Raw genomic sequence first — 24299 nt, forward strand, 5'->3', positions numbered from 1 at the left:
CTTGGTTTTCCATACGTAATAGATGGTAAATATATGATATATAGTATAATATTGACAAAATGGATGCTGTATTTAGAGCATCCATTTTGTCAAAGCTTAAATTTTACATTAATGCAACACTAGTACCCTGGGGGTCGCTTTTTTCTATCAAATGGGGCAGATATAGCATAAAAATAGAGTAAAAGTAGTATAAAAAGGGTTGTTGTAAGCATTGGAAATAGTGAGGTGCAGAATATAATACCGAAAATATAGAAAAACGGTACTATTTTTAACTAAAATAAGCAGATTTAGGGCAGATAATAGAGAATTTATAACAATAAATATAAGAATGGAAAGGGCATAATCGCATAATAGAACGAATAGAAGATGTGATATAACGATAAGTGTACTATTATAGAATAGGGTTTATTATGGGGCGATGATACTGTACCCACACACCATACTACGCTAAAGCATACATATATGGATACACTTATAATATAGTTAATAAGCTAATCAAATATATATCTTTGGTCTATATCTAATCAAGGTTTTTATAAAAGCTAATGATGTATTATAAGCAAATAGGTATGGATTTAGTAGCTATACAAATAATAACTGCATATAAAACTTATGCAAACTATGACCTTACTATTGGTAACCTCACATTCACTAAAATATAGGATTTATGATAAAACAAACTATAATTATCGTTAAAATAATTTATATAATATAGTAATTGCAATGATTATAGGGTATAAAAAACATTAAATAATTAGATAAACCTATTGACATACGTGTGAATACGTGCTATAATAAGTTATAGATATAAAAAGAGGTGGCGATAGGTGAAATACAGTGAATTAAAAAAACATTTAAAGAAAAATGGTTGTAAATTTGTCCGTAATGGAGCAAACCATGAAATGTGGTACAGTGAAAAGACGGGCAAAGAATTCCCAGTAGGCAGACATAATTCAAAGGAAGTAGCATCTGGCACTCTTAAAGCAATATTGAAGCAGGCAGGACTTGAATAGAGTCCTTCTTGCCGTTATAAATATATAAAGATAAAATATAAGGAGATGAAGCAATATGGCTAAATATGTATATCCTGCTATTTTCTCAAAAGAGGAAAATGGATTATATTCAATAGTCTTCCCTGATTTTGAGGCATGTTTTACTCAAGGCGATGATATTCAAGAAGGTTTATTTATGGCAAATGATGTGCTATGTTTAACACTATATGATATGGAAGAAAATAAAGAAGATATTCCCGTTCCATCAGATCCATTACAAATAAAAGCTAATGAGAATGAATTTGTAACATTAGTAAGCTGCGACACTATGGAATATCGTAAATTCTATGACAATAAAGCTGTAAAGAAAACATTAACTATTCCATCATGGTTAAATACGATGGCAGAAAGAGAAGGAGTAAACTTTTCACAGGTATTACAAGAATCACTAAAAGATAGATTGCAGTTGTAAAAGATTTGAATCAAAGGGTAGATTATAGATTAATTTCTATGGTCTACCCTTATTTTTTTATTCTTCAGTTAGATCTGTTTCATCGGGAATAAACTTAATAATTTCCTCTACAGTAACAGATCTATTCAATCTAATAGATAGGTAGTTCATAACCTTATCTATTGTTCTAATATTTAAATGCCCAGAATCATTGTTTAATTTACACTTCAGTCCCATCTTTAAGCTTTAATTTTATTATCAATTCTGCTCCTAAAGCTTCAGCTACTTCTTGCATCTGTTTTTCATTAAAATTATCTCTTTTCATTTTATCGTATAAGTTTTGAACGGAAGTCCCCATTTTTTCAGCTAAATCTGTTTTGTTAAGTTTTTCTTTAATCAGTGCTATCTCTATTTTTTCAGAAAACATATTATCAGCTCCTTTGCTATTATTTTAAATTAATACTTTTAAATAGTCAAGTAATATTATTAAAATTAAAGAAAATACTTTATAAAAAGTGTTGACAAACTAAAGTAAATACTTTATAATTAAAGTATAATCAATAGTAAATAAAAAACAAACTTTAAGAAAGGGTTGATAAGTAATGATTGAGATACCAAAGACGAACTACCCAGGAGTTTATGCACTAGTTAATTTAGAAAACGGTAAATGTTATGTAGGTCAAACTAAGAATTTAAGAAATAGAATAAGTCAACATTTTGGAAAGTTAAAAAAAGGAGAACACGATAGCGAGACAATGCAAGATGATTACGACAACGGACATATTTTTAAACCTGTCATACTAAAGGAATTTAAAAAGGAATATGATGAAACCAAATTAGAGGATTATGAAAATCTATACATCGGACTATATCAATCTCATAAAACACAACATGGATATAATACAAGATTTATAAATTTACCACCTGAATCAATTATAGAAACAATAATTTATAGACAATCCAAGGATGGATTAAAGGATCTTCAAGAAGAATTAACAAAATCAATTGAAAAATCTATTTTAAAAGTGGAGAAAGACAGAAGACTTAAATTGTTATCAAACAGGGCGAATTATTAAACCAAACCAAATATAAAGGAGCTGGAGATATGAAACAATTGATAATAGAAGAAACCGAAAACCAACTAATGGAATATGTAAAAAAAGAGATAGATGATCCACTTGCAATACTTGATATAACTACTAGTGGGTGTTTAGTGCTTGATAGTGAATATATATGTGATGACATAGATTGCTTAGAGGAATTTAAAGTGGATCATCAGAATAAATACGACATACCAACACAAGTTATTTTTAATAGGGTTATTAGTAACTGTATAGAGATAATAAAAAAAGTTGAAATTTTAATATATGATTTGAAAAAGCAGGGCTAGGTTCTAGGGTGTGAAATTCACCAGGGGAGAAATCCCCAACGCTCAACCTGAAAAGGAAATAAAGAATTGGAGGTAATACCATGTTAGATAAGAAAATCAAGGCATACAACGACAATAGATTAGTATTTGAAGGTAGTTTGAATGAGTTTATCAAGGACAATGAAGATGATTTGGACCTAGCAACAGAAGTAGCGAAGTTGGACCATCAAGACTCAATCGAATTTAATTTCTATCACAGTGGTAACTGGAGAATTGAAACAGTAAAATAAGGAAACGGAGGTAAAAAAATGACAATTGATTTAAAAGAAAGAGAAAAGACAATGAAAAATCATTACAAGATAGAAGTGGCAGACGGGAAATATATAATCATGCAAAAGGATTTTTACTTCTCAGAGATGTCTAATGAAAATCAGGAGTATTACACGGAATACAAAACTTATAAGACGTTAAAAGGTGCAATAATTGCTGTGAAAAAGGCAATAATCCAACATTTTCCAAAAGATTATTTTAAAAATGACGAGCTTGATAAATTTGTAAAAGTAATGATTTAAAACTACACTATGGAGTTAAATAAAGACGGCTCACCCGCCAAGATGAAATCCGTCTTTATAGTTCACAAGCTCCACACTGGGGAACCTGCATATTTATTATATCAGGAATCCCCAGAAAATAAAATAAAATTTGAAAGGGGATATTTACAATGATGGATAATTACCAAGCAATAGGTTATATGTTGTTGGCTTGTAAAAAAGTAGATTTAGATAAAGATACTGTAAAAGAACTATACTCGAATATGTGGTATATGTTCGATATGAAAACTGAGGAAGAAGCAGAGGAGCAGGGGATTGAATGGTATAGAGGATTAGAAGATTATTAAGGTTGATTAACTCGAACAATAATTAGTAGTGATTAACTCGAATTTATCTCAAAACTTAGATACCTAAAATGTGTAAAAACGGCTTGTCAACCGAGAACGGCGAGAGAACACCTTTAGTTATAGTAATTGCAATGGTTTAAATATTTTAAAACTAGGCAACTAAGAACGAAGAGAGAACGCAGAGAGAACAATAAGAAGAAAGGTAATAAAGGTAATAATAAGAAGAATATATAAAACCCTTCTACAATTTTTACAAAATTGCGTTGTATGATTAATTTTAAAATATCAATTAGGGAGGAATTATAATGGATCTAGATTTAATCTATAAAGAATTAGGCTATACGAATTTATTTAAATTTTTATGCAGGCTTAGAAAAGATGGTCATATAAATACATCAGGTTATCAATTAGAGAGAATTCAAAGACAACTAGACAGATTTAAAGTTAATTACAGGATACTTGATATAGGCTATGGATTTAAGATTGAGTTAAAGGAGGAATTATAATGTCAAGAAAACTTCCTAAGTTTATAGGTCAAAACCAATTTAAGAAAATGCTAGACCAGATAAATCCAAACTGTATTACTGGATGCAGAAATTATGCGATTTTAATGATAATGTATGGAGCAGGATTGAGAAATTCAGAAGTATGTAATCTAACTCCAGCTGATGTAAATTTTGAAACTGGATTACTTTACATTCAAGATGGCAAGGGTGGGAAGGATAGATATGTACCTATGAGCATAGACCTGAAGGAATCCTTAGAAAAATGGGAAGAGTGTAGACCAGATGGTAAGTTTTTCTTTTCTACTATGAAGGGCGGGCAACTAAATGATAGGTATATTAGAGATTTATGTTATAGAACATCTGAAAAAGCTAGGGTATATATTCAAGATGGAAAGGAGCAAAAGCCAGTTTATCCTCATGCATTGAGGCATAGTTTCGCCACTGAAACCTTAAACAGTGGAGATTTTACTATTAGAGAGCTTCAGGAACTAATGGGACATTCGGATGTATCCACTACGCAAGTATACACTCATGTTACTTTAGGTGGTATTGCTGAAAAATTTAAGAATAGGAAAAGTATAGTAAAATAAAGGTTTTCATGGTAAAATTATATTTATAGTAGGAAGGGGGATTTTATTATGAGGAACTTAGATACAACGATAAATAAATTGTATTATGGAACAATAGAAGATGAAATAGCAGATTTTTATGATTTGGGTACAATAAATAGTTCTAATTTACCAATTGAATTTAAAGAAGATGAATTTGGTACTTTTTATATTGATGGAACGAAGAAATCTGGAGATTTTCCCATTAGAATAGATAAACAAATAGATGGAAAATATTCGCTACTAGTTAGTGCATCAAGTCTAAAAAATAAATAAATAAATTTAAAAAATTAAGACTCTAGGATAATCTAGAGTCTTTTTTGCCTACGATTTGCCAACAATGGGTAAGTTATATTCAAATAAAAGAAAATATGAAAAGATATATTAAAATAAATATTATCTTTTATATGTGTAATTTTAGCCATTCTTAAGCTATCTTAAAATATGCTAAAATATACTATGATATAACCCCAAATATTCAAGAAGTATACCATAACTGGAAAATGGTAGAGGAAGAGTAATTGGTCATGTACAAAGCACTCTTAATTGTATGAATGAGGTACAATTAAGAGTGTTTTCTTTTTTATATTAAAAAAGGATTTAGAACTTTTATATGGAATATATTAACTATATAGAAAAAGATATATTCTTATAAAGAGATTGGAATATAAATAAAAGGAGGGAGAGCATGGAGACCATTGTTATAATAGCTTTAATAATAATAAATATTTTTACAATTTACAAGTTCTTATTTAATCTTATTTTTATAGATAAAGATGATTTTAATAAATCTGTGGGATACTCACTTACTCCAGATATTATATCTTTATTTAGGGGAGAATATTGGAAAGATAGAGGCGGAGAGATTAAATTAGGATTTTTTATTATGCTTTGTATTATAGTAACTGTATTTGAGTATAGTATAGTTATAGGTATTATAAAGAGATTTTAAGTTTTTAATAATTTAAAAAAATCTTAAAATTACAGGATAATATAAAATTAAAATTGAAATTATAGCAGAAATCCAAAATAATATTTTGGTTCCTTTGCTAGAATTTCTTTTTTCAATTATGCTATAGGACCAATATATTAAAGTTGCAGTTGTTATTACTAAAGCAGGTTTATATTTCGTAAGGTTGGATAAATATGCTGTACTTATTGTCCCTAGACCTAAGGAGGCTAATATTAATCCACCACTTCAGCAAAAGGCTGCACCAAAAGCCGTGAAAATCGATAATACACTAAGAACTTTTTCCTTCATAAACAAACCTCCTAAGGGTATTCTTTTATTTAATAATATCAAATAAAAAATAAAATATCAAGGTTTGAAAATAAGGCTGAAAATTTAGTTAATTGAAGCCTTGTTAAAAAACATTTTCAAAAAAACTATTGACACTGTTGCTTTATGGTGCTATAGTAGTTTTTAAATATAATTTCGATTGCAATCGAGTAATTTAATTAAATATAAAGACTAAGATAAAGAGTGAACTATTTAAGAAACTGATTACAGAGAACTGGACTAGCTGAGAACCAGTATTGGTAAAATAGGGAACAATCACTTTAGAGTTATAAGACTGAAAATAAAGTAGGTCTTATCGGGAGATTCCGTTATAAAATCAGGGTTTGATAGAACCTAATAAGTTAATTATCGTGAGATAATTATAAAGTGGAGTGGTAACGCTTAATGGCCTCTACGTGTATTTGATATACATGTAGAGGCTTTTTTAGGATCATTTTTATAAAAAATAATATTGGAGAGGTGTCTTAAATGAATAAAAAATTATTAGGAGCATTATCATTAGTGCTTATATTAAGTCTTATATCAGGATGCACAGCAAAAACTACAGGAAATCAAGATAATGGAGATACAATAAAAGTTGGAGTAAACTATGAACTATCAGGAGATGTTGCTACCTATGGTCAAAGTTTAAGTGATGGAGTATTATTAGCCATTGAAGAAATAAATAAAAATGGAGGAGTATTTGGAAAACAAATACAACCTATAAAAGTTGACAATAAATCAGAAGACACAGAATCAGCTAATGTTTCCACAAGATTAGCAACTAGAGATAAGGTTGTTGCATTACTTGGACCTGCCACATCAGGAAATACAAAAGCTGCCATACCAGCGGCTACACAAAATAAAATCCCTCTAGTATCTGCTTCAGCTACAGCAGATGATGTCACTGTTGATAGCAATGGAAATGTGAGAGAATATATATTTAAAACTTGTTTTAGTGATTCCTTCCAAGGAGTTATGATGGCAGAATTTGCTTTAAATGATTTAAACTTTAAAAATGCAGCAATATTAGCTGACAGTACATCTGATTATGCCAAAGGACTTTCAAAGGCTTTTAAAGAAACTTTTACAAGTCAAGGAGGAAAAATTTTATCGGAAGAAGCCTACCAAGCCAAAGATACAGATTTTAAAGCAGTATTAACAAGCCTTAAAGGGCTGAATCCAGAAGTGCTATTTGTTCCTGGATACTATGAAGAAGTTGGTCTAATTGTTAGGCAGGCAAGAGAATTAGGATTAGATGTACCAATCCTTGGTGCTGATGGATATGAGTCTCCAAAATTAACTGAAATTGCAGGAAAAGGTGTTTTAAATGATGTATATTATTCAAGCCACTACTCTCCAATGGATGATGCAGAAGAAGTAGTTAAATTTAAAGAAGATTTTAAGGCAAGATATGGTAAAGAAGCTGATGCTTTCAACGCTTTAGGATATGACTTAGGCTATTTCTTCAAAGATGCTTTAGAAAGAGCAGGAGAAGTAAATTCTGAGAAACTAAAAGATGCCTTTGCTTCAACTAAAGATTTTAAAGGTGTAACAGGAACAGTCTCAATAGATGAAAACCATAACCCAGTAAAATCTGTAACCATAATAGAGATGAAAGATGGAGTTCCAACATTCTTAAAGAAATTGGATCCAAAATAATATAAATTGAACAATGTCTTTAAGAACATTATTTTAAAGACATTGTTCATAAAAATTTATAGAAAGGAAGTTAAAAAATGGAACAATTATTACAGCAATTAATAAATGGAATATCCCTTGGAAGCATATATGCTTTAATAGCTTTAGGGTACACCATGGTATATGGAATCATAAATTTAATTAACTTTGCCCATGGAGATATTTATATGATAGGAGCCTATGTGGGATTTGCTTTAACTACCTTTCTAGGACTAGGATTTTTTCCATCATTGCTAATATCAATGTTAGTTTGCAGTATTCTAGGTATGATAATAGAAAAAGTGGCATATAAGCCCATAAGAAATTCCACAAGAATTGCAGCTCTTATTACTGCTATATCAGTATCATTATTTTTAGAATATACTATGGTATACTTTGTAAAGCCTGATACAAGAACATTTCCAGAGGTATTGCAGAGTAAAATACTTACATTATTTAATGGAAAAATTATAATAGATTTGAAGAATATTTATATTATTTTAATTACTATTTTATTGATGGCAGGACTTCAATATGTAGTTCATAAAACTAAGGTAGGAAAAGCCATGAGAGCAGTATCATTAGACAAAAATGCAGCAGAACTTATGGGAGTAGATGTGAACAAGACTATATCTTATACTTTTGCCATTGGTTCTTCTTTAGCAGGGGCAGCTGGAGTTCTTGTAGGAGTATACTATAATACTATAAATCCTCTAATGGGAGTAGTCCCAGGATTAAAGGCCTTTGTTGCAGCAGTATTAGGAGGAATTGGAATTATTCCTGGAGCAGTATTTGGAGGATTTTTCTTAGGAATGACAGAAACTCTTGTATCTGCTTATGGTGGTTCAGTATTTAAAGATGCCGTTGCCTTTTCAATATTAATTATAGTTTTACTAATTAAGCCTAATGGACTTTTGGGAAAGACTATAAAAGAAAAGGTATAGGAGGGTAGAGACATGAAAAAGAATATTATAAGTTTTAGTATATTAACTATAATTTATTTTCTAGTAAAGATATTACTAGATATAGGAATAATAGATTCTTATTTACAATTAAATATATTTCTTATTGGAATCAATATTATATTAGCTGTTGGATTAAATTTAATTACAGGGTTCACTGGTCAATTTTCCTTAGGTCATGCAGCGTTTATGTCAATAGGTGCTTATACATCAGCAGTATTTACGGCAAAACTTGGGCAATCTTTTATAGTAGCCATATTGGTATCAGGAGTTATTGCCGCCTTTGCAGGTATTTTTATTGGCATACCAACATTAAGATTAAAGGGAGATTATCTTGCTATAGCAACTCTTGGATTTGGTGAGATTGTAAGGATTATAGCTTTAAATATAGATTATATAGGTGGAGCTATTGGATTCAATGATATTCCTCAATATACAAATTGGACTTGGATATTTATGATGACAGTAGCTACAGTATTTTTAATTAAACATTTTATTAATTCATACCATGGAAGAGCCTGTATAGCCATAAGAGAAGATGAAATTGCAGCTGAGGCCATGGGAATAAACACTACGTTTTATAAGGTCTTAGCCTTTGCCATTGGTGCATTCTTTGCAGGCATTGCAGGTTCACTTTATGCTAACTATTTTTACTTTATAAAGCCAGACTCTTTTGGATTTATGAAATCCATTGATATATTAGTAATCGTTGTATTTGGTGGGATGGGAAGTATAGAAGGTTCAATTTTGGGAGCAATTTTATTATCCATAATTTCATTATTCCTTCAAGGTATTCCTGAATTGAGAATGGTTGTTTATTCAGTAGTTCTTTTTGCAATAATGGTTTATAGACCAACAGGACTTTTAGGTAAAGGTGAATTTAAATTATGGAAAAAAGGAGCTGAGAGAAATGTCAGTATTGAAAGTAAATAATCTATCAAAAAACTTTGGTGGTATTAAGGCAGTTACTGAAGTTAGTTTAAATATAGAGAAAGGTGAAATCATAGGTTTGATAGGGCCTAATGGTGCTGGAAAAACTACACTTTTTAACTTATTGACTGGAATATATACTCCCACATCAGGGGAAATAATTTATGATTTAGATAAAAAAGCATATACTAAAGATTTAAAGCCTCATAAAATAACTCATTATGGGATTGCTAGGACATTTCAAAATATACGACTTTTCCAAAATATGACGGTATTAGATAATGTACTTATGGGATTTCATAGTGGACTAAAATATAGTATAGTCTCTACATTTTTTAGGTTGCCTTCATATTATAAGACTGAAAAAAGTACTTATGATGAAGCTTTAGAGCTTCTAATTAAGTTTAATTTATTAGATAAGAAAAATGAGCTGGCTAAAAATCTTTCCTATGGAGATCAAAGAAGGCTAGAAATAGCAAGAGCTTTAGCTGCAAAACCTAAGATACTATTACTAGATGAACCTGCTGCAGGAATGAATCCTAAGGAAACCAAGGAATTAAACTTTCTAATTCAATGGATAAGAGAAACCTTTGACCTTACTATAATCCTTATAGAGCATGATATGTCTTTAGTTATGAATATCTGTGAAAGAATATTTGTATTTGACTATGGACATTTAGTTGCCAGTGGAACTCCTTTAGAAATACAGAGAAATGAAAGGGTAATCAAGGCATATTTAGGTGAGGAGGCTTTACAATGTTAGAGCTTTCAAATATAAATGTATATTATGGAGGAGTTCATGCACTTAAAAATATAAGCCTTAAAATAAAGGAAGGGGAAATAGTTACTTTAATAGGAGCAAATGGAGCAGGAAAAAGTACAACTCTAAAAGCCATATCAGGAATGGAAAAGCTTAGAAGTGGAGAAATAAAATTTAACGGAGAGGATATAAATTCTCTAAATGTTCCAAGTATAGTTAAATTGGGAATATCTCATGTTCCAGAAGGAAGAAGAATATTTTCTAAAATGAGTGTAATGGAAAACTTAGAAATGGGAGCATATATAAGAGATCATAAGGAAGATATTAAAAAGGATTTTGAAAATATATTTTCTTTGTTTCCAAGGCTGTTTGAAAGAAAAAGTCAAATGGCAGGTACATTATCAGGTGGAGAACAACAAATGCTTGCCATAGGTAGAGCTTTAATGTCAAGACCTAAGTTGATATTGTTAGATGAACCTTCTATGGGACTTGCTCCAATTATAGTTAAAGAGATATTTTCCATTATAAAAGATATAAATAAATCTGGAACTACGGTTCTTTTAGTAGAGCAAAATGCCAATATGGCTCTTAATGTAGCAGATAGAGCATATATAATTAGAAATGGTGAAATAGAAATGGAAGGTAACTCAAAGAAAATTCTAGTAGATGAAAGACTAAAAAAGGCTTATTTAGAAGGATAGAATTAGGAAACTATAAAATACTTATTAGAATTATATATAATTCTAATAAGTATTTTATTTTAAAAAGATGTCATAAAACATAAGGACAAACTATATAAATATATAGTAGATTACCAAATGAAAAGATTAAATAAATAGAATGGAGGAGAAAGATGAATTGGTATAAACAAGGAAAAGATGAAGTAGTAAAAAATCTTGGAACAAGTATAGAGAAAGGCTTAACAGATTTAGAAATTCAAAAAAGGTTAGAAAAGTATGGAACAAATGAATTGAAAGAAAAGGCAAAGGCAGGGCTTATGTCTAAAATTCTTGCTCAATTTTCCGATTTTTTAATTTTAATTTTAATTGCTGCTGCTATAGTATCTATTTTTATTGGAGAGATTAAAGACTCCATAGTAATATTATCTATTGTAATAGTCAATGCTGTTTTAGGGATTTATCAGGAAGGAAAGGCTGAAAGGGCTCTTGAAGCTCTCCAAAAAATCACATCTCCAACGGCAAAAGTCATTAGAAATGGATACTTAGATATAGTTCCTGCATCGAATTTAGTACCTGGTGATTTGATTGTCATTGAAGCAGGGGACATAGTTCCAGCAGATATAAGATTAATGGAAAGCTCTAATTTGAAAATCGATGAAGCATCTTTAACTGGAGAATCGGTACCTGTAGAAAAGAAATGTCATAAGGTTTATAAAGAGGATATGAGTTTAGGAGATAGGGATAATATGGTATTTATGAGTACTATTGCGACCTATGGAAGAGCTAAGGGTATAGTAGTAGAAACAGGTCATAATACAGAAATTGGAAGAATAGCAACTCAGATTCAATCCTTTGAAGAAGAATTAACTCCACTGCAAAAAAAATTAAATGAGTTAGGAAAGTATTTAGGTCTATTAACCATAGCAGTATGTATAGTAGTATTTACTGTGGGGATATTACAAGGACGAAAAGTAATGGAAATGTTTATGGTGGCAATTAGTTTAGCTGTTGCAGCTATACCTGAAGGGCTACCAGCTATAGTAACAATTGTACTAGCTCTAGGTATGGATAAAATGGTTAAAAGAAATGCCATAGTCAAAAAACTTTTAGCCGTAGAAACACTTGGAAGTATAACAGTTATATGTTCAGATAAGACTGGTACTTTAACTCAGAATGAAATGACAGCAGTAAAAGTTTTCACTGGCAACAAAATTTATAATGCTACTGGAGTTGGATATAATCCTGAAGGTGAATTTAAAATAGATAATAAAGAAGTAGATCCCAATGAAATAGCTGATTTAAAAACATTATTATCAATAGGAGTATTGGCAAATGATGCAAATATAAATGGAACCAATGGAATATTTAATATAATAGGAGATCCAACAGAAGGTGCATTAGTGACATTGGCTCATAAAGGAAATATAATGAAAAGCAGTATGAATAAGGAATATCCTAGAATTGAGGAGATACCTTTTGATTCTGATAGAAAGATGATGACTACATTTCATAAAAACTATATTAAAGGAAAGGTAGTATCTTTTACTAAGGGAGCACCAGATGTAATTATTAAAAGATGTAAATATATTAATATAAATGGAGAAATAAAAGATTTTGACGAATCTTTAAGAAAAAAAGCTCTAGATACTAATAGTTTTTTTGCTAAAGATGCTTTAAGGGTTTTGGCATTATCCTATAGAGAATATAATGATCTTCCAAAGGATATTTCTTCAGATAATATTGAGAAAGAAATGATATTTGTGGGTTTAGTAGGTATGATAGACCCTTCTAGACCTGAAGCCAAGGAAGCCATTGAAAAATGTAAAGGTGCAGGAATAAAAACTGTTATGATAACTGGTGATTATAAGGAAACCGCCTATGCAATTGCCAAGGAATTAGGAATTGCTAAATCCATAAATGAAGTCATAGTAGGAGAAGAACTAGATAGAATTTCAGATATAGAACTTAAAAAAATAGTGAAAAATACTACAGTCTATGCTAGGGTATCACCAGAACATAAAGTTAGAATAGTTTCTGCTCTTAAATCAAATGGTGAAATTGTTGCAATGACAGGAGATGGAGTTAATGACTCCATGGCACTAAAAAAATCAGATATAGGAATATCCATGGGAATTACTGGAACTGATGTAGCTAAAAATACTGCTGAAGTAATTCTTACAGATGATAACTTTGCAAGTATTGTATCAGCAGTTGAAGAGGGAAGAATAATTTATAGTAATATTAAGAAGTTTGTATTATTTCTTCTATCCTGCAACATTGGAGAAATAATTATAGTTTTTAGTAGTATATTGTTTAATTTACCTATACCACTTTTACCAATACAGTTATTATGGTTAAACCTAGTGACTGATAGCTTTCCAGCATTAGCGTTGGGGGTAGAAAAAGGCGAAGAAGATATAATGAAGATAAAACCTAGAAATCCAGACTCACCTATAATTGATAGAGCTATGATGACAAATATACTTATACAAAGCGTGGCAATAGGTATTACTTCCTTGATTTCTTATGTATGGGGACTTAGAGCATTTCCAGATAATTTGGTAAAAGCTAGAACCATAGCATTCTCAACATTGATTGTGGCTGAACTTCTTAGAGCATACTCTAGTAGATCAGAAAGACATATTCTCTTTGAAATAGGTATATTTTCAAATCCAACTATGATATATGCAACTACATTCTCCTTCTGTCTTTTATTAGCAGTTATATATATACCAGTTTTACAGCCAATATTTTATACTGTATCTTTAAGCTTAATTGACTGGGGAGTTATAATGAGCTTTGCACTTTTCCCCTTAATAATAGGAGAATTATACAAAGTATTATTTGGTAAAAAGGAATTTAAAAAAGAAGTAAAATTAAAAGTTCAGAAAGAAAGAACATAATAAAGAGCTACTGGCAAATTATATAATTTGTCAGTAGTTCTTTGGCTTATAAGGGAATTTTTAAATATTAATATTAAATATGTCATTTAAATTTTAAAAAAATTGGCATATATACTTTACAATTAGTGTACTATTATATATAATACACTTAATACACTGAAAGGAGGAAATCTATGTTTAATATAAATATTACTAGTGATAAACCAATTTACGAACAGATTATAGATAATATAAAAGAATTATCCTTAAAGAATATATTAAAACCTGATGATAAACTACCTTCAGTTCGGCAAATGGCTAGTATGCTTTCTGTTAATCCTAATACAGTCAGTAAAGCATATCAAGAGTTAGAAAGACAAAAAATTATCCATACAGTAAGGGGAAAGGGAACTTTTATAAGTATACCTGCTGATTATCCTATAGATAGTGATCGGATAATCAAATCATTAGAAAGTCTTAGAACTATATGTATAGAGTTAGGACATTTGGGATTTCATAAGGAAAAGATATTTAAGGAAATAGAAAAGATATATTGTGATATTGAAAAGGAGGGTTAAAATGATAGAAGTATTGGATGTGAGAAAAGACTTTGGAGATTTTACAGCTTTAGATGATATAAATATAAGGATAAAAAAAGGAACTATTCATGGAATAATAGGAGAAAATGGTGCTGGTAAAACTACTCTTTTACAAATTTTAGCTGGTATATATGATACTAAAGAAGGAAAAGTCCTTGTGGAAGGGGAAGAAGTTTATGATAATAATAAGGTAAAACATAAAATAGGATATGTAGGAGATAGAAATCAATATTTTAAGGATTATAAGATAAGGGAAATAGTAGAATTTTATTCTGGTATTTATGAGAATTTTTCTAAGACAGATTTTCAGATATATAATAAGATATTTAGATTAAATTTGGATAAAAAAATAAAGCAACTATCTAAAGGTATGCAAATGAGACTATCTCTTATGCTAAACCTTTCAATTAGACCAGAAATATTAATTTTAGATGAGCCAACATCAGGTCTGGATGCAATTGTAAAAAAGGATTTACTGGATATACTTATAGACCAAGTTCATGAAAGAGAATTAACTATAGTAATAAGTTCCCATCATATTAGCGAATTAGAAAAAATCTGTGATGAAATTACAATACTTAATAAAGGGAAAATCAAATATCAATCTAATATAGATGAGATAAAAGAAAACGTGAAAAAGTTACAAGTAGTATTTGAAGGGGATGTGGAAAAAGAAATACATCAGTTAGAAAATATTATAGATATTGAGAAGATTGGTAGTGTATATTATTTGGTTACTGATAATTATGGTGAGGTTTTAATAGCTGATTTAAAAGAAATAGGGGCACAGCTTATTGAGAACATAGGAATTACTTTGGAAGAAGTATTTGTATATACTAGTAAAATTAAGGAGGGGAGTGGAATAGATGAATAAATCCATATTAAAACATGAAACCAGATCTATGAAATGGATATTATTATTATCTATTTTAGTCAGTTTATTTTTAATTATAATGTTTAGTATAATTTTAAACGAAATGTATGGAAGAATGTTTGTAAAAGGATTGGAGGGAAATACTTCCATAGTTCAAAATGCATTTAGAGATATATCTCCTATGATTTTAATATTATTTACAATAGTTTCTGTAATACAGGTATTTATTCAATTTAGAACAGAAAAGGATGAAGAAATAAAAAGATTTTTAGAATCTTTACCAATAAGTAAGGGAGAGTTTTTTAAGGTTAAATTATCTACTGGAATAATTAATATAACTTTGGCTTTTATGATTTTAACTATTGGAATAATAATTGTAAGAATGAACAATATGTTTTGGATAAAAGATGTCTATGGTATAAGTATTATATCGGAGCCATTTATAAAGGCTGATGGTGTAGCAAGTTTGTTAAAAGAAATAGGGATTATATATTTAATAATTCTTAGTTTTTATACATTTTTGTTTATGGTTCAATATACTTTTACAAATTTAGTAGGAGGTATAGTTACAGGAATACTAGTATGGTTAGCTCCAGGGTTTATTTTGTATACATCAACTTATATATTAAATGAGTTCATAAGAATATCAGCTCTCTACGATTTAACGAATTTTTCTCGATGGCTAATACCTTGGTTATATGCTTTTGAACGTAATACTATATGGATTTATGATGGTAATGGAATGGTTTTTGCCAATATTAAGATTATAGAAAACCTAGAGATTAAATATATAATATCTTTGGCTTTAATTATTATAAATATAATAATAGGAAATAAATTTAATAAAGATTCAAAAGTTGAAAATGAAAATATGATAATACCATTTAAAGTCATTAGAGAAATATTTAAAATAGGAGTAACTATTTGTAGCGGTCTATTGGTCTCTATTATATTAAATGAAATAATAAGGATAGAAATAAACAATAGTATATATATCCTATTTATATTATTAGGAGGAGCCATAGGATATTTCATAAGCAAAAAGATAACTAAAGTAGGTATTAGATAGGAGGGATATTATGAGAAAGGTTATATTTATATTGGGAGCTTTATTGATATTAACAGGTTGTTCTAGTACTATGAATATAGAAGAACAGACCGTATTAGTAGAAGAACTAGGTTATATAAAGTATAATAAGAAAAATGAAATACATTTAGAATATGCTTTGGAAGACCAAATGTATATAAACGATGATATGAAAAAGGTTATTATGGATATAAGCAGTTTAAAAGAAAAATATAAAGATGGTATTGATGAAAGAAATTCTATTTCACCATATTTGGAAGTATATAAAACTAGCGTTTCTAAATTTAAAAATGTTGTATTTAATAATAATGATAAACTCCTAGATGAATATTTTGCTGATATAGTTGAAATTTTAGATAAGAGTATAGCTGAAGGTTTAAAGGATTATGTTTCAGATATGAAATATAAAAAATTACAGCCTGATGAAATTATTTCAGAGAAAATAGGAAGAACTCTGGTATATACTGAAAATAGAAGTAGAGGTGCTGGCAACTCTATAGCTATTAAGGTTAACTTTTTAGATATAAAGAATGACTATCATAGGGAACTTTGTAATGAAATTTTTCATGATAAATATTTTTTAGATAATGCTATAATGGGAGAAGAATTTAGTCTAATAGAATTTGTAGACTCTGAGGGCTATTATCATTATTCTCAACCAGATAGTACAAGAACAAGATATAGTATGTTTTTAAAGGATAAAGAGATGGAGAAGATAAATATACTTATACGAGGAGAGCGTGAAGCAGATTTGGAATCTGATGATATTTATGTTTTTACTAACCTAATTAATACTTTAGAATTAAGGGAAGATGAAAAAGAATTATTGTTAAATGAGTATAAAAATATATTTAATAAAAAGCTAAATAAGAAGAAAATTACCCTTGATAATTATAAAGTATTTATAAACTTCACTAAAGGAAATCTATATGGAGAAGGAAGTGAGAATCTTATATATTTTTCAATTGAAAAATATAATCTCTATTAATTGTAGTATAATTATAATAAAGTATTCAAGGGAATTATACTAACAGAGGTGAAGAAATTGAAAAATATCTTATTAATTGAAGATGATGAAAATATATCTTTTGGTATAAAGAGATATTTAGATAAACGAGATTTCAATGTAGAAATAGGAAGTGATATAGCTACAGGAAAAGAAAAGTTTAAAGCGGACTATGACTTGATTGTATTAGACATGAACTTGCCAGATGGAAGCGGATATGATTTTCTTGAGTTTATAAAATCAAAATCCCATATCCCTGTTATTTTTCTTACTGTAAAAAATGAAGATGAGGAAATAGTCAAAGGCTTAGGATTGGGAGCAGATGACTATATTACCAAACCCTTTAAATTATCTGTATTGGAGGCAAGGATAAATACAGTTTTGAGACGTGTGAAAAGAGATATATCTTTAGATGATGTAATATTTTCAAATGATATAAAGCTAATTAAATCTCAAACAAAGGTATTAAAAGAGGATAAAGAAATATTTTTAACCAGTAGAGAGTATAGATTGCTGGAAATGTTTATGGAGAATAAAGACCAAACTTTAACGAGAAGATTTATTTTAGAAAGGCTTTGGGATATAGATGGAGATTTTATTAATGACAACACCCTTACTGTGGCAATCAAAAGGCTAAGAGAAAAGATTGAATATAATCCAAATAATCCAAAGATATTAAAAACCATTAGGGGAATAGGATATAGAATGGAGAATAATAATGGCAAGATTAAATAAATCTCCATGGTATAAAGCATTATTGTTGGTTATGGTATTGCTATTATCATTTTTCTTTTCTATTTTTTTATATAATTATTACGAAAATATATTGTTTGATAAATTGTCTACTGTAGTTGGAGTAATATCAGAAGATTCTAAGGAATTGGAGATACTTGCCATGAATCAACTAAAATCAAATTTTGACAAATACTCTATTATTGGTAAAGACACATTAGATAAATATGGATATAGTCATGGAAAATTTATATTTATAAAAGATAAAAAAAATATATTTTTGTTAAGTATTATGTTTTCATTTTGTATTACTATTTTATGTGGAATATGTATGGAGACTTTAAGTAGAAATAAAAGAAGGAATGTCAATGAGTTAAAGGAATATCTGGAGAATATTAACAAAGGCAACTATTCCCTAAATATTAATGTGGATAAAGACTTTGCTATTGTTTCAGATGAATTATATAAGACTGTTGTAACCTTAAGAGAATTAAAAGAAAAAGCTGTTAAAGATAAAATGAGCTTAAAGGATAATATAGCAGATATATCCCACCAGTTAAAGACACCGATTACTTCTATTAATATTATGTCTCAACTAATGGAGGACAGCTGCTCTAAAGATGAAGAGCAAGAGTATATACATAGATTAAATAAACAAATACAAAGACTAGAGTTATTAACTAGTTCTTTATTAACCATGTCAAAGTTAGATGCTGATACTATAAAATTTACAAAAGAAATGGTAAAGTTAAAGGATATTATAGACTTAGGAATTGAGCCTATAGTGTCATTGATTGAAAAAAAGAATATAACAATAAACATATTAGACGATAACTCAAGTATAGAAGGAGATATATATTGGTTAAGTGAAGCATTTTTAAACATTATAAAAAATTCTGTGGAGCATATGGAGGACAATGGAAATATAGACGTTTTGATTAGTTCTAATCCCATATTTAAACAGATAATAATAGAGGATAGTGGCGTAGGATTTCTTAAAGAAGATATTCCATATATATTTAATAGATTTTATAAGGGGAAAAATGCGAAGAAAGATAGTATTGGTATAGGTCTTGCCATGTCAAAATTAATACTTACAAAGCATAATGGAGAAATCTCTGTGGAAAATAAAAAGGATGGGGGAGCTAGATTTAGGATTAAATTCTATTCTTAAAATGTCACTTAAATGTCACTTTAGGATTATAGAATTATAACCATGGGAGGGATAAATATGGAAATATTGAGAACAGAAAATCTAATTAAATCCTATGGTAAAGGTGAATCGAAGGTAATAGCCCTTAATGGAGTAAATCTTTCAGTGGAAAAGGGACAATTCCTATCTATTGTTGGTTCCAGTGGATCAGGTAAGTCGACACTACTACACATATTAGGTGGTGTTGATAAACCCACAGAGGGGAAAGTGTTTATTGAAGACAAGGAAATATCTACTTTGAAAGAAAATGAATTAGCTCTTTTTAGAAGAAGAAAAGTAGGGTTAATCTATCAATTCTATAATTTGATTCCAACAATTGATGTGAAGAAGAATATATTGCTTCCACTACTTTTAGATGGTAGAACTGTGGATATGGAGTATTTTAATGAAATAGTTCGTATTCTCGGTTTGGAAAATAGACTTAATCATTATCCAGGTCAACTTTCAGGAGGACAGCAACAAAGAGTGGCAATCGGCAGATCCTTAATCTATAGACCAGCAATTGTATTGGCAGATGAGCCTACAGGAAATCTAGATAGAAATAATTCAAATGAGATAATAGAATTATTAAAATTAACAAATAAGAAGTATAAGCAAACCATAATTTTAGTAACTCATGATGAAAAAATGGCATTGGAAACAGATAGGATTATTACGTTGGAAGATGGAAATATAATATCAGATGGGGTGATGCAATGAAAATCCTCACTGAATATACTTTGAATTATTTAAATAAAAATAAGAAGAATACCATATCTATAATTATTGTTATATCCATAGCTGTTATATTGTTAAGTACTATGGTACTAATCATGTATATGAATTGGAATTATGAAGTTGATAAAGCAATATACAATAATGGAAACTATCATGGAACATTTAAATCCTATATCAACAAAGCTCAGATTCCATATTTGGAAGAGAATCAGAAGGTAGATAAGGTCTATTTAAAATCAGAATACTATACAGGAAAAATAGATATGGAAAAGCCCTATATAAATATTTCATATATGGATAAAGGGTATTGGGATAATATGAAAGATAAGAATTTAATATTAGAAGGAAGAATTCCCAATAATCAAAATGAAATTGTAGTAATGGGAAATCTGATTAAAGAAAATCCATCCTATAAAATAGGAAGCAAGATAAAAATAAATCATGGGCATAGAGAAAAAGATGGTAAAGATATAGATGTATTTGACTTTCTGTATGAAGATGAAAATTTTGTAAGTGAGGATATAAGAGAATATACTATAGTTGGCATTGTTTCAGGACAAAGCTTGTCCTATGAGCCTTATTATAAAGGGTTAGGTTTTTTAGATAGGAAATTTATGAATGAAAATATTAAACTAAATGTATTTCTAAGGATGAAAAACCCGAGGTCAGTATATAAAGACTTACCACAAATAGGAAAGATATTGGGATTTGAGTTAGGGGAAGAAGTAGGGAATGAATATTCCTATAGTTCAAGATATAATTCACGATACTTATTGCTTCAAGGAATATATCCTCCTTCAATTAAGATATGGGAGGAAAAATCAAATGCTATATTTGTATCCTCTGTTTTTATATTCCTAATAATATTTATGTTTTCTATAATAATTTATAATGTATTTGCCATATGGTCTAATAATAGATTGAGGCAATTAGGTATACTTAAAAGCATAGGTGCAACTCCTAAGCAAATAAAGAGAACGGTAAAAGTTGAGGCAATATATTTATCTATAATACCAATTATATTGGGAGTAGGGCTAGGGCATTTATTTTGCTATTTATTTATAGAAAAGGTAAAAAGTATTGCGAATTCTAATATGGATGGAAGTATTTTTAATATGACATTTAAAACATCTCCTATAATTATTTTTATTATTTTAATTCTATCATTTCTAATGATTTTGCTGTCAATTAGTAGAACTGCTAAGAAACTAAGTAAAATATCTCCAATTGAGGCTATAAAATATAATGGAGTTAACTATGATAGTTTTAAAGCTACTAAAGGACATAATAAAGACTATAATCCTGCAAAGATAATCCAAAGTCTTTCTAAAGATTCATTAAAGGCTAATAAAAAAGGCTTTAGGACTACTATAATAGCTATAGGAATTGGCTTTACTATATTATTTACATTTCTAGTTGTAATGTCAGGTGTAAATGCAGATGAAATATTAAATAGCTTGAAAACTTATTATAATATAAGTATACATCTAAATAGCAACGAAATAATTGATGAAAATCTATTTAATGAAATAAGTGAGATATCTGAAATTAAGGAAAACATCATGTATAAACGTTCACATCTGTTATTTAAGATTGAATCTGAAAGTGAATCTAATAATTTTAGGGAAATGGGAGGGTTTAAGGATATTGATAGTAGGAAATTTAGTGTACGATATGTGGATGATTATTATGAGGTTGCAGGTGAGATAATTGGTATGGATCATGATAATTTCAACTTATATGCTAAGTCACTAGGTCAAGATCCAGAAAAATATTATGACATGGAAAATCCTAAGGCTATTTTCCTAAATTTAGTAAGAGAAGATATGAATACACCTATATCTAGGACAAATTATATTCCGTATTTAAATGATAATATCACTTCTTTATCATTTGGAGAATATGGTGATAATGGGTACAATTATGATATAGATATTTCGTATAAAACTTCTGAAAAACCTTGGAAAGATTTTTATATAGTAAATTATAATATTGCATTAATAGTACCTAAAGAAGTATTAAATTCAATGATGGGAGAGTTTAATCTACCAGGGCATTATAGTCACACGGAGTATGTTAATTTACTAGTAGATAACGAAGATATTGAACAGGTAAAAGATGAAATAAAGGATATAGCTAAATACTATATACCAGAGAGTGATTACTATCTTTCGGATGAAATTTCTTATGCCATAGAAGTAGAAAACTCAAGAAAAGTAATGTATTTAACAGCTTTTTCATTTGTACTATTTATGGGGATAATTGGAGTATCCAATTCATATTCAAGTATAAATAATAATTTAAGAAATAGAAGCCGTGAGTTTGCAATGTTAAAATCTATGGGTATGACAAAAGATGGATTAAAGAAAATGCTTAAGACGGAAGGAATATATTATAGCATATACCCTTTTATATACTCTATTCCTCTATGTATAATTATTTTGCTTGGAATTGTTAAGACCAATCGATTATTTGGTATCAAAGATTTTCTAGTATATTTAGATTATAAAATTATGGTTGTATATATTATAATAATAGTAATGAGTATTTACTCTGCATATTATTTTGGAATTAAAAGAATTGAAAAGGATAATATAGTAGATATACTAAAGGATGAAAGCATTTAGTATTATAATATAATCCAGCCTCTACATATGTAGAGGCTGGATTAGTCTTTCTATATATTGATTTTTCATTATATATTTAATTACTGGTATACCTATTATAGTGACTACAACAAATTCTGAAATCATAATTTGACCTGTTACTAGAAAAAAGTTTACAGGTTCAGTTGATAAAAACATTATTTCTAGTCCTATGATGAAGCTAAAAAGTGAAGGATATATACTTGCTAAGTAAATATTTTTAGTTTTACTCATGGATTTTAAAGCTAAAAAACTTGCAAGACTTCCACATATAACATCGACTACACCAAAAGGACTAGCCAAATTTGCCAAAGCACATCCTATGGTTAGGGGTATTACATAAAAGGGATCAAAATATGCAAGAAGTGTCATTATTTCAGATAACCTAAATTGTAAAGGACCATAGGCAGGTAAAGTCAAAGTTAAAATGGCATATAGTGCAGCAACTACAGCACCTCTTGTAATCATTTTAGTATTCATCTTTTTCACCTACTCCAAAGTCTGTATTATTCCAAAGAATTTCAATATTATCCATATCCTTTAAATAGGAATACTCTTTTTTAAACCAAGATATAAGCTCAAGATCAGCTTTTACGGGTGTGGAATTTTCCATATAGATATTTATACATCCTCTTTTAAAATATTTTAGAAGTAAATCAATATCTTGAGATACCATTCCCTTTGTTTGACCTTTTATTCCAACAAGAAGACAAATACTGTCAAAGTGGGCAGCCACTTCTTGTGGACTATTAAAGTTCACACCTTTTTTAAGATAATTATTTCTGAATTCATTATGGAAAGTTTCGATTCCACTTTTAAATTTCACATCTATGTCTGGGAAAAAATCTCTTATCTCTTGAAGCCTATTTTTATACATATAGTGGCTTTCAAAATAAAGTTCCTTTATATCCTTTCCATATACTATGTCTTTTATATCCTGTAAGCATTCCTTAGGTAATTCAAATACACTTGCTGAATTTATTACCTCTAGTTTTTTAAAATTTCCAGTTATATCTTTGAGAATCTCTTTATTAAACTGTATTATGCTTGTGTCATCTTTGCAATTATCATGGATATAATCACAAAAAAAACATCGCGCCCATGTACATGGGCGCGATTTTAAAAGTACGATTTCTCTAGGATTTTTTTCTAAAATCCTACTGTATCTTATGATTTTTATCACTCCCTTGATTTTTTTAAAGTGGGTTCCAAGGAAACACTCTCACAATATAAATAGACCATGATAGTCTATCATTTTTTAATCCAAATTACAAGAGGAAAATAGGTTTTTATATTAACAGTTTCTAGAGAAGTCAAACATATGTGACACGACCTCTGAAAAATTTTCTCTGAATAATGCTGTGGTTTTCTTAAATTGCTAGTAATTATTTTGTCAAGGAGGAAAGCGATAGCGATCCTTGATTAAATA

At 29.1% G+C, this 24299-nt stretch carries 29 protein-coding genes; 25 read left to right on the forward strand and 4 right to left on the reverse strand.

The window, feature by feature from the left end; all coding sequences use genetic code 11:
• Positions 1 to 827 precede the first annotated feature (827 nt).
• Positions 828 to 1013 carry a type II toxin-antitoxin system HicA family toxin gene (locus FYJ83_RS20075; protein ID WP_326828366.1) on the forward strand — a complete coding sequence of 62 codons (186 nt, stop codon included), beginning with the start codon at positions 828 to 830 and terminating at the stop codon, positions 1011 to 1013.
• A 55-nt stretch (positions 1014 to 1068) separates the two neighbouring features.
• Positions 1069 to 1464 carry a type II toxin-antitoxin system HicB family antitoxin gene (locus FYJ83_RS16870; protein WP_154442565.1) on the forward strand — a complete coding sequence of 132 codons (396 nt, stop codon included), beginning with the start codon at positions 1069 to 1071 and terminating at the stop codon, positions 1462 to 1464.
• 57 nt (positions 1465 to 1521) lie between these two features.
• On the opposite strand, the gene FYJ83_RS16875 is transcribed toward FYJ83_RS16870, so the two are convergent.
• Positions 1522 to 1680 carry a hypothetical protein gene (locus FYJ83_RS16875; protein WP_154442567.1) on the reverse strand — a complete coding sequence of 53 codons (159 nt, stop codon included), beginning with the start codon at positions 1678 to 1680 and terminating at the stop codon, positions 1522 to 1524.
• Complete coding sequence (locus tag FYJ83_RS16880) at positions 1664 to 1870, reverse strand: transcriptional regulator (RefSeq protein WP_154442569.1); 207 nt, start codon at positions 1868 to 1870, stop codon at positions 1664 to 1666. The genes FYJ83_RS16875 and FYJ83_RS16880 overlap by 17 nt, the downstream gene beginning before the upstream one ends.
• 175 nt (positions 1871 to 2045) lie before the next feature.
• Between FYJ83_RS16880 and FYJ83_RS16885 the strand changes: the two genes are divergently transcribed.
• From FYJ83_RS16885 to FYJ83_RS16995, 23 genes are all read left to right on the forward strand, one after another.
• Positions 2046 to 2519, forward strand: coding sequence for a GIY-YIG nuclease family protein (locus FYJ83_RS16885; protein WP_154442571.1), 474 nt, complete (start codon positions 2046 to 2048; stop codon positions 2517 to 2519).
• Between the two features lie 29 nt (positions 2520 to 2548).
• Positions 2549 to 2833, forward strand: coding sequence for a hypothetical protein (locus tag FYJ83_RS16890; protein ID WP_154442573.1), 285 nt, complete (start codon positions 2549 to 2551; stop codon positions 2831 to 2833).
• An 80-nt stretch (positions 2834 to 2913) separates the two neighbouring features.
• Entirely contained in the window at positions 2914 to 3102 is a 189-nt protein-coding gene (locus FYJ83_RS16895) for a hypothetical protein (RefSeq protein ID WP_154442575.1), read from the forward strand.
• 18 nt (positions 3103 to 3120) lie between these two features.
• Positions 3121 to 3384, forward strand: a complete 264-nt coding sequence (locus FYJ83_RS16900; RefSeq protein WP_154442577.1) for a hypothetical protein — start codon at positions 3121 to 3123, stop codon at positions 3382 to 3384.
• A 149-nt stretch (positions 3385 to 3533) separates the two neighbouring features.
• The gene (locus FYJ83_RS16905; protein ID WP_154442579.1) at positions 3534 to 3710 is read left to right on the forward strand and encodes a hypothetical protein; all 177 of its coding nucleotides are present in this window, start codon (positions 3534 to 3536) and stop codon (positions 3708 to 3710) included.
• 305 nt (positions 3711 to 4015) lie between these two features.
• The gene (locus FYJ83_RS16910) at positions 4016 to 4216 is read left to right on the forward strand and encodes a hypothetical protein (RefSeq protein WP_154442581.1); all 201 of its coding nucleotides are present in this window, start codon (positions 4016 to 4018) and stop codon (positions 4214 to 4216) included.
• Positions 4216 to 4806, forward strand: a complete 591-nt coding sequence (locus tag FYJ83_RS16915; protein WP_154442583.1) for a tyrosine-type recombinase/integrase — start codon at positions 4216 to 4218, stop codon at positions 4804 to 4806. Before FYJ83_RS16910 ends, FYJ83_RS16915 begins: the two co-directional genes overlap by 1 nt.
• A 48-nt stretch (positions 4807 to 4854) precedes the next feature.
• Entirely contained in the window at positions 4855 to 5100 is a 246-nt protein-coding gene (locus FYJ83_RS16920) for a hypothetical protein (protein WP_154442585.1), read from the forward strand.
• A 412-nt stretch (positions 5101 to 5512) separates the two neighbouring features.
• Positions 5513 to 5776, forward strand: coding sequence for a hypothetical protein (locus FYJ83_RS16925; protein ID WP_154442587.1), 264 nt, complete (start codon positions 5513 to 5515; stop codon positions 5774 to 5776).
• Positions 5777 to 6592: 816 nt separating this feature from the next.
• Entirely contained in the window at positions 6593 to 7765 is a 1173-nt protein-coding gene (locus tag FYJ83_RS16930; protein ID WP_154442589.1) for an ABC transporter substrate-binding protein, read from the forward strand.
• Positions 7766 to 7842: 77 nt separating this feature from the next.
• A complete protein-coding gene (locus FYJ83_RS16935; protein ID WP_154442591.1) occupies positions 7843 to 8727 on the forward strand; it encodes a branched-chain amino acid ABC transporter permease in 885 nt (294 codons plus the stop codon).
• A 12-nt stretch (positions 8728 to 8739) separates the two neighbouring features.
• Positions 8740 to 9678, forward strand: coding sequence for a branched-chain amino acid ABC transporter permease (locus tag FYJ83_RS16940; protein WP_154442593.1), 939 nt, complete (start codon positions 8740 to 8742; stop codon positions 9676 to 9678).
• A complete protein-coding gene (locus tag FYJ83_RS16945) occupies positions 9656 to 10438 on the forward strand; it encodes an ABC transporter ATP-binding protein (RefSeq protein WP_154442595.1) in 783 nt (260 codons plus the stop codon). The genes FYJ83_RS16940 and FYJ83_RS16945 overlap by 23 nt, the downstream gene beginning before the upstream one ends.
• Positions 10432 to 11136, forward strand: a complete 705-nt coding sequence (locus FYJ83_RS16950) for an ABC transporter ATP-binding protein (protein WP_154442597.1) — start codon at positions 10432 to 10434, stop codon at positions 11134 to 11136. The genes FYJ83_RS16945 and FYJ83_RS16950 overlap by 7 nt, the downstream gene beginning before the upstream one ends.
• A gap of 152 nt (positions 11137 to 11288) precedes the next feature.
• Entirely contained in the window at positions 11289 to 14018 is a 2730-nt protein-coding gene (locus tag FYJ83_RS16955; protein WP_154442599.1) for a calcium-translocating P-type ATPase, SERCA-type, read from the forward strand.
• A gap of 173 nt (positions 14019 to 14191) precedes the next feature.
• Complete coding sequence (locus tag FYJ83_RS16960; RefSeq protein ID WP_154442601.1) at positions 14192 to 14575, forward strand: GntR family transcriptional regulator; 384 nt, start codon at positions 14192 to 14194, stop codon at positions 14573 to 14575.
• Between the two features lies 1 nt (position 14576).
• A complete protein-coding gene (locus tag FYJ83_RS16965; protein WP_154442603.1) occupies positions 14577 to 15470 on the forward strand; it encodes an ABC transporter ATP-binding protein in 894 nt (297 codons plus the stop codon).
• Entirely contained in the window at positions 15463 to 16539 is a 1077-nt protein-coding gene (locus tag FYJ83_RS16970; protein WP_154442605.1) for a hypothetical protein, read from the forward strand. Before FYJ83_RS16965 ends, FYJ83_RS16970 begins: the two co-directional genes overlap by 8 nt.
• Positions 16540 to 16549: 10 nt before the next feature.
• On the forward strand, positions 16550 to 17545 hold the full coding sequence (locus FYJ83_RS16975) for a membrane lipoprotein lipid attachment site-containing protein (RefSeq protein WP_154442607.1): 996 nt from the start codon (positions 16550 to 16552) through the stop codon (positions 17543 to 17545).
• 57 nt (positions 17546 to 17602) lie between these two features.
• Entirely contained in the window at positions 17603 to 18298 is a 696-nt protein-coding gene (locus FYJ83_RS16980; protein WP_154442609.1) for a response regulator transcription factor, read from the forward strand.
• On the forward strand, positions 18282 to 19469 hold the full coding sequence (locus FYJ83_RS16985; RefSeq protein ID WP_154442611.1) for a sensor histidine kinase: 1188 nt from the start codon (positions 18282 to 18284) through the stop codon (positions 19467 to 19469). The genes FYJ83_RS16980 and FYJ83_RS16985 overlap by 17 nt, the downstream gene beginning before the upstream one ends.
• 57 nt (positions 19470 to 19526) lie before the next feature.
• A complete protein-coding gene (locus FYJ83_RS16990; RefSeq protein ID WP_154442613.1) occupies positions 19527 to 20207 on the forward strand; it encodes an ABC transporter ATP-binding protein in 681 nt (226 codons plus the stop codon).
• Positions 20204 to 22852, forward strand: coding sequence for an ABC transporter permease (locus tag FYJ83_RS16995; protein ID WP_154442615.1), 2649 nt, complete (start codon positions 20204 to 20206; stop codon positions 22850 to 22852). Before FYJ83_RS16990 ends, FYJ83_RS16995 begins: the two co-directional genes overlap by 4 nt.
• A 21-nt stretch (positions 22853 to 22873) precedes the next feature.
• Here FYJ83_RS16995 and FYJ83_RS17000 read toward each other — a convergent pair whose 3' ends face one another.
• Both FYJ83_RS17000 and FYJ83_RS17005 read right to left on the reverse strand, forming a co-directional pair.
• Entirely contained in the window at positions 22874 to 23350 is a 477-nt protein-coding gene (locus tag FYJ83_RS17000; protein ID WP_154442617.1) for a QueT transporter family protein, read from the reverse strand.
• Positions 23340 to 24053: a radical SAM protein gene (locus FYJ83_RS17005; protein ID WP_229768631.1), complete on the reverse strand. Its 714-nt coding sequence runs from the start codon at positions 24051 to 24053 to the stop codon at positions 23340 to 23342. The genes FYJ83_RS17000 and FYJ83_RS17005 overlap by 11 nt, the downstream gene beginning before the upstream one ends.
• Positions 24054 to 24299: the final 246 nt, after the last annotated feature.

This window comes from Tissierella pigra (assembly GCF_009695605.1).
In the GTDB taxonomy this organism is placed as follows: Bacteria; Bacillota; Clostridia; order Tissierellales; family Tissierellaceae; genus Tissierella; species Tissierella pigra.

Excerpts from the sequence above, each read along its gene's own strand:
- FYJ83_RS16940 (WP_154442593.1), top strand. The coding sequence starts at position 8,740 with ATGAAAAAGAATATTATAAGTTTTAGTATATTAACTATAATTTATTTT.
- FYJ83_RS16990 (WP_154442613.1), top strand. The coding sequence starts at position 19,527 with ATGGAAATATTGAGAACAGAAAATCTAATTAAATCCTATGGTAAAGGT.
- FYJ83_RS16985 (WP_154442611.1), top strand. The coding sequence starts at position 18,282 with ATGGCAAGATTAAATAAATCTCCATGGTATAAAGCATTATTGTTGGTT.
- FYJ83_RS16975 (WP_154442607.1), top strand. The coding sequence starts at position 16,550 with ATGAGAAAGGTTATATTTATATTGGGAGCTTTATTGATATTAACAGGT.
- FYJ83_RS16880 (WP_154442569.1), bottom strand. The coding sequence starts at position 1,870 with ATGTTTTCTGAAAAAATAGAGATAGCACTGATTAAAGAAAAACTTAAC.
- FYJ83_RS16905 (WP_154442579.1), top strand. The coding sequence starts at position 3,534 with ATGATGGATAATTACCAAGCAATAGGTTATATGTTGTTGGCTTGTAAA.
- FYJ83_RS16960 (WP_154442601.1), top strand. The coding sequence starts at position 14,192 with ATGTTTAATATAAATATTACTAGTGATAAACCAATTTACGAACAGATT.
- FYJ83_RS16945 (WP_154442595.1), top strand. The coding sequence starts at position 9,656 with ATGTCAGTATTGAAAGTAAATAATCTATCAAAAAACTTTGGTGGTATT.
- FYJ83_RS16970 (WP_154442605.1), top strand. The coding sequence starts at position 15,463 with ATGAATAAATCCATATTAAAACATGAAACCAGATCTATGAAATGGATA.
- FYJ83_RS16915 (WP_154442583.1), top strand. The coding sequence starts at position 4,216 with ATGTCAAGAAAACTTCCTAAGTTTATAGGTCAAAACCAATTTAAGAAA.
- FYJ83_RS16965 (WP_154442603.1), top strand. The coding sequence starts at position 14,577 with ATGATAGAAGTATTGGATGTGAGAAAAGACTTTGGAGATTTTACAGCT.
- FYJ83_RS16890 (WP_154442573.1), top strand. The coding sequence starts at position 2,549 with ATGAAACAATTGATAATAGAAGAAACCGAAAACCAACTAATGGAATAT.
- FYJ83_RS16920 (WP_154442585.1), top strand. The coding sequence starts at position 4,855 with ATGAGGAACTTAGATACAACGATAAATAAATTGTATTATGGAACAATA.
- FYJ83_RS16995 (WP_154442615.1), top strand. The coding sequence starts at position 20,204 with ATGAAAATCCTCACTGAATATACTTTGAATTATTTAAATAAAAATAAG.
- FYJ83_RS16875 (WP_154442567.1), bottom strand. The coding sequence starts at position 1,680 with ATGGGACTGAAGTGTAAATTAAACAATGATTCTGGGCATTTAAATATT.
- FYJ83_RS16885 (WP_154442571.1), top strand. The coding sequence starts at position 2,046 with ATGATTGAGATACCAAAGACGAACTACCCAGGAGTTTATGCACTAGTT.
- FYJ83_RS16950 (WP_154442597.1), top strand. The coding sequence starts at position 10,432 with ATGTTAGAGCTTTCAAATATAAATGTATATTATGGAGGAGTTCATGCA.
- FYJ83_RS16925 (WP_154442587.1), top strand. The coding sequence starts at position 5,513 with ATGGAGACCATTGTTATAATAGCTTTAATAATAATAAATATTTTTACA.
- FYJ83_RS16935 (WP_154442591.1), top strand. The coding sequence starts at position 7,843 with ATGGAACAATTATTACAGCAATTAATAAATGGAATATCCCTTGGAAGC.
- FYJ83_RS16870 (WP_154442565.1), top strand. The coding sequence starts at position 1,069 with ATGGCTAAATATGTATATCCTGCTATTTTCTCAAAAGAGGAAAATGGA.
- FYJ83_RS16930 (WP_154442589.1), top strand. The coding sequence starts at position 6,593 with ATGAATAAAAAATTATTAGGAGCATTATCATTAGTGCTTATATTAAGT.
- FYJ83_RS16955 (WP_154442599.1), top strand. The coding sequence starts at position 11,289 with ATGAATTGGTATAAACAAGGAAAAGATGAAGTAGTAAAAAATCTTGGA.
- FYJ83_RS16900 (WP_154442577.1), top strand. The coding sequence starts at position 3,121 with ATGACAATTGATTTAAAAGAAAGAGAAAAGACAATGAAAAATCATTAC.
- FYJ83_RS16910 (WP_154442581.1), top strand. The coding sequence starts at position 4,016 with ATGGATCTAGATTTAATCTATAAAGAATTAGGCTATACGAATTTATTT.
- FYJ83_RS16895 (WP_154442575.1), top strand. The coding sequence starts at position 2,914 with ATGTTAGATAAGAAAATCAAGGCATACAACGACAATAGATTAGTATTT.
- FYJ83_RS17000 (WP_154442617.1), bottom strand. The coding sequence starts at position 23,350 with ATGAATACTAAAATGATTACAAGAGGTGCTGTAGTTGCTGCACTATAT.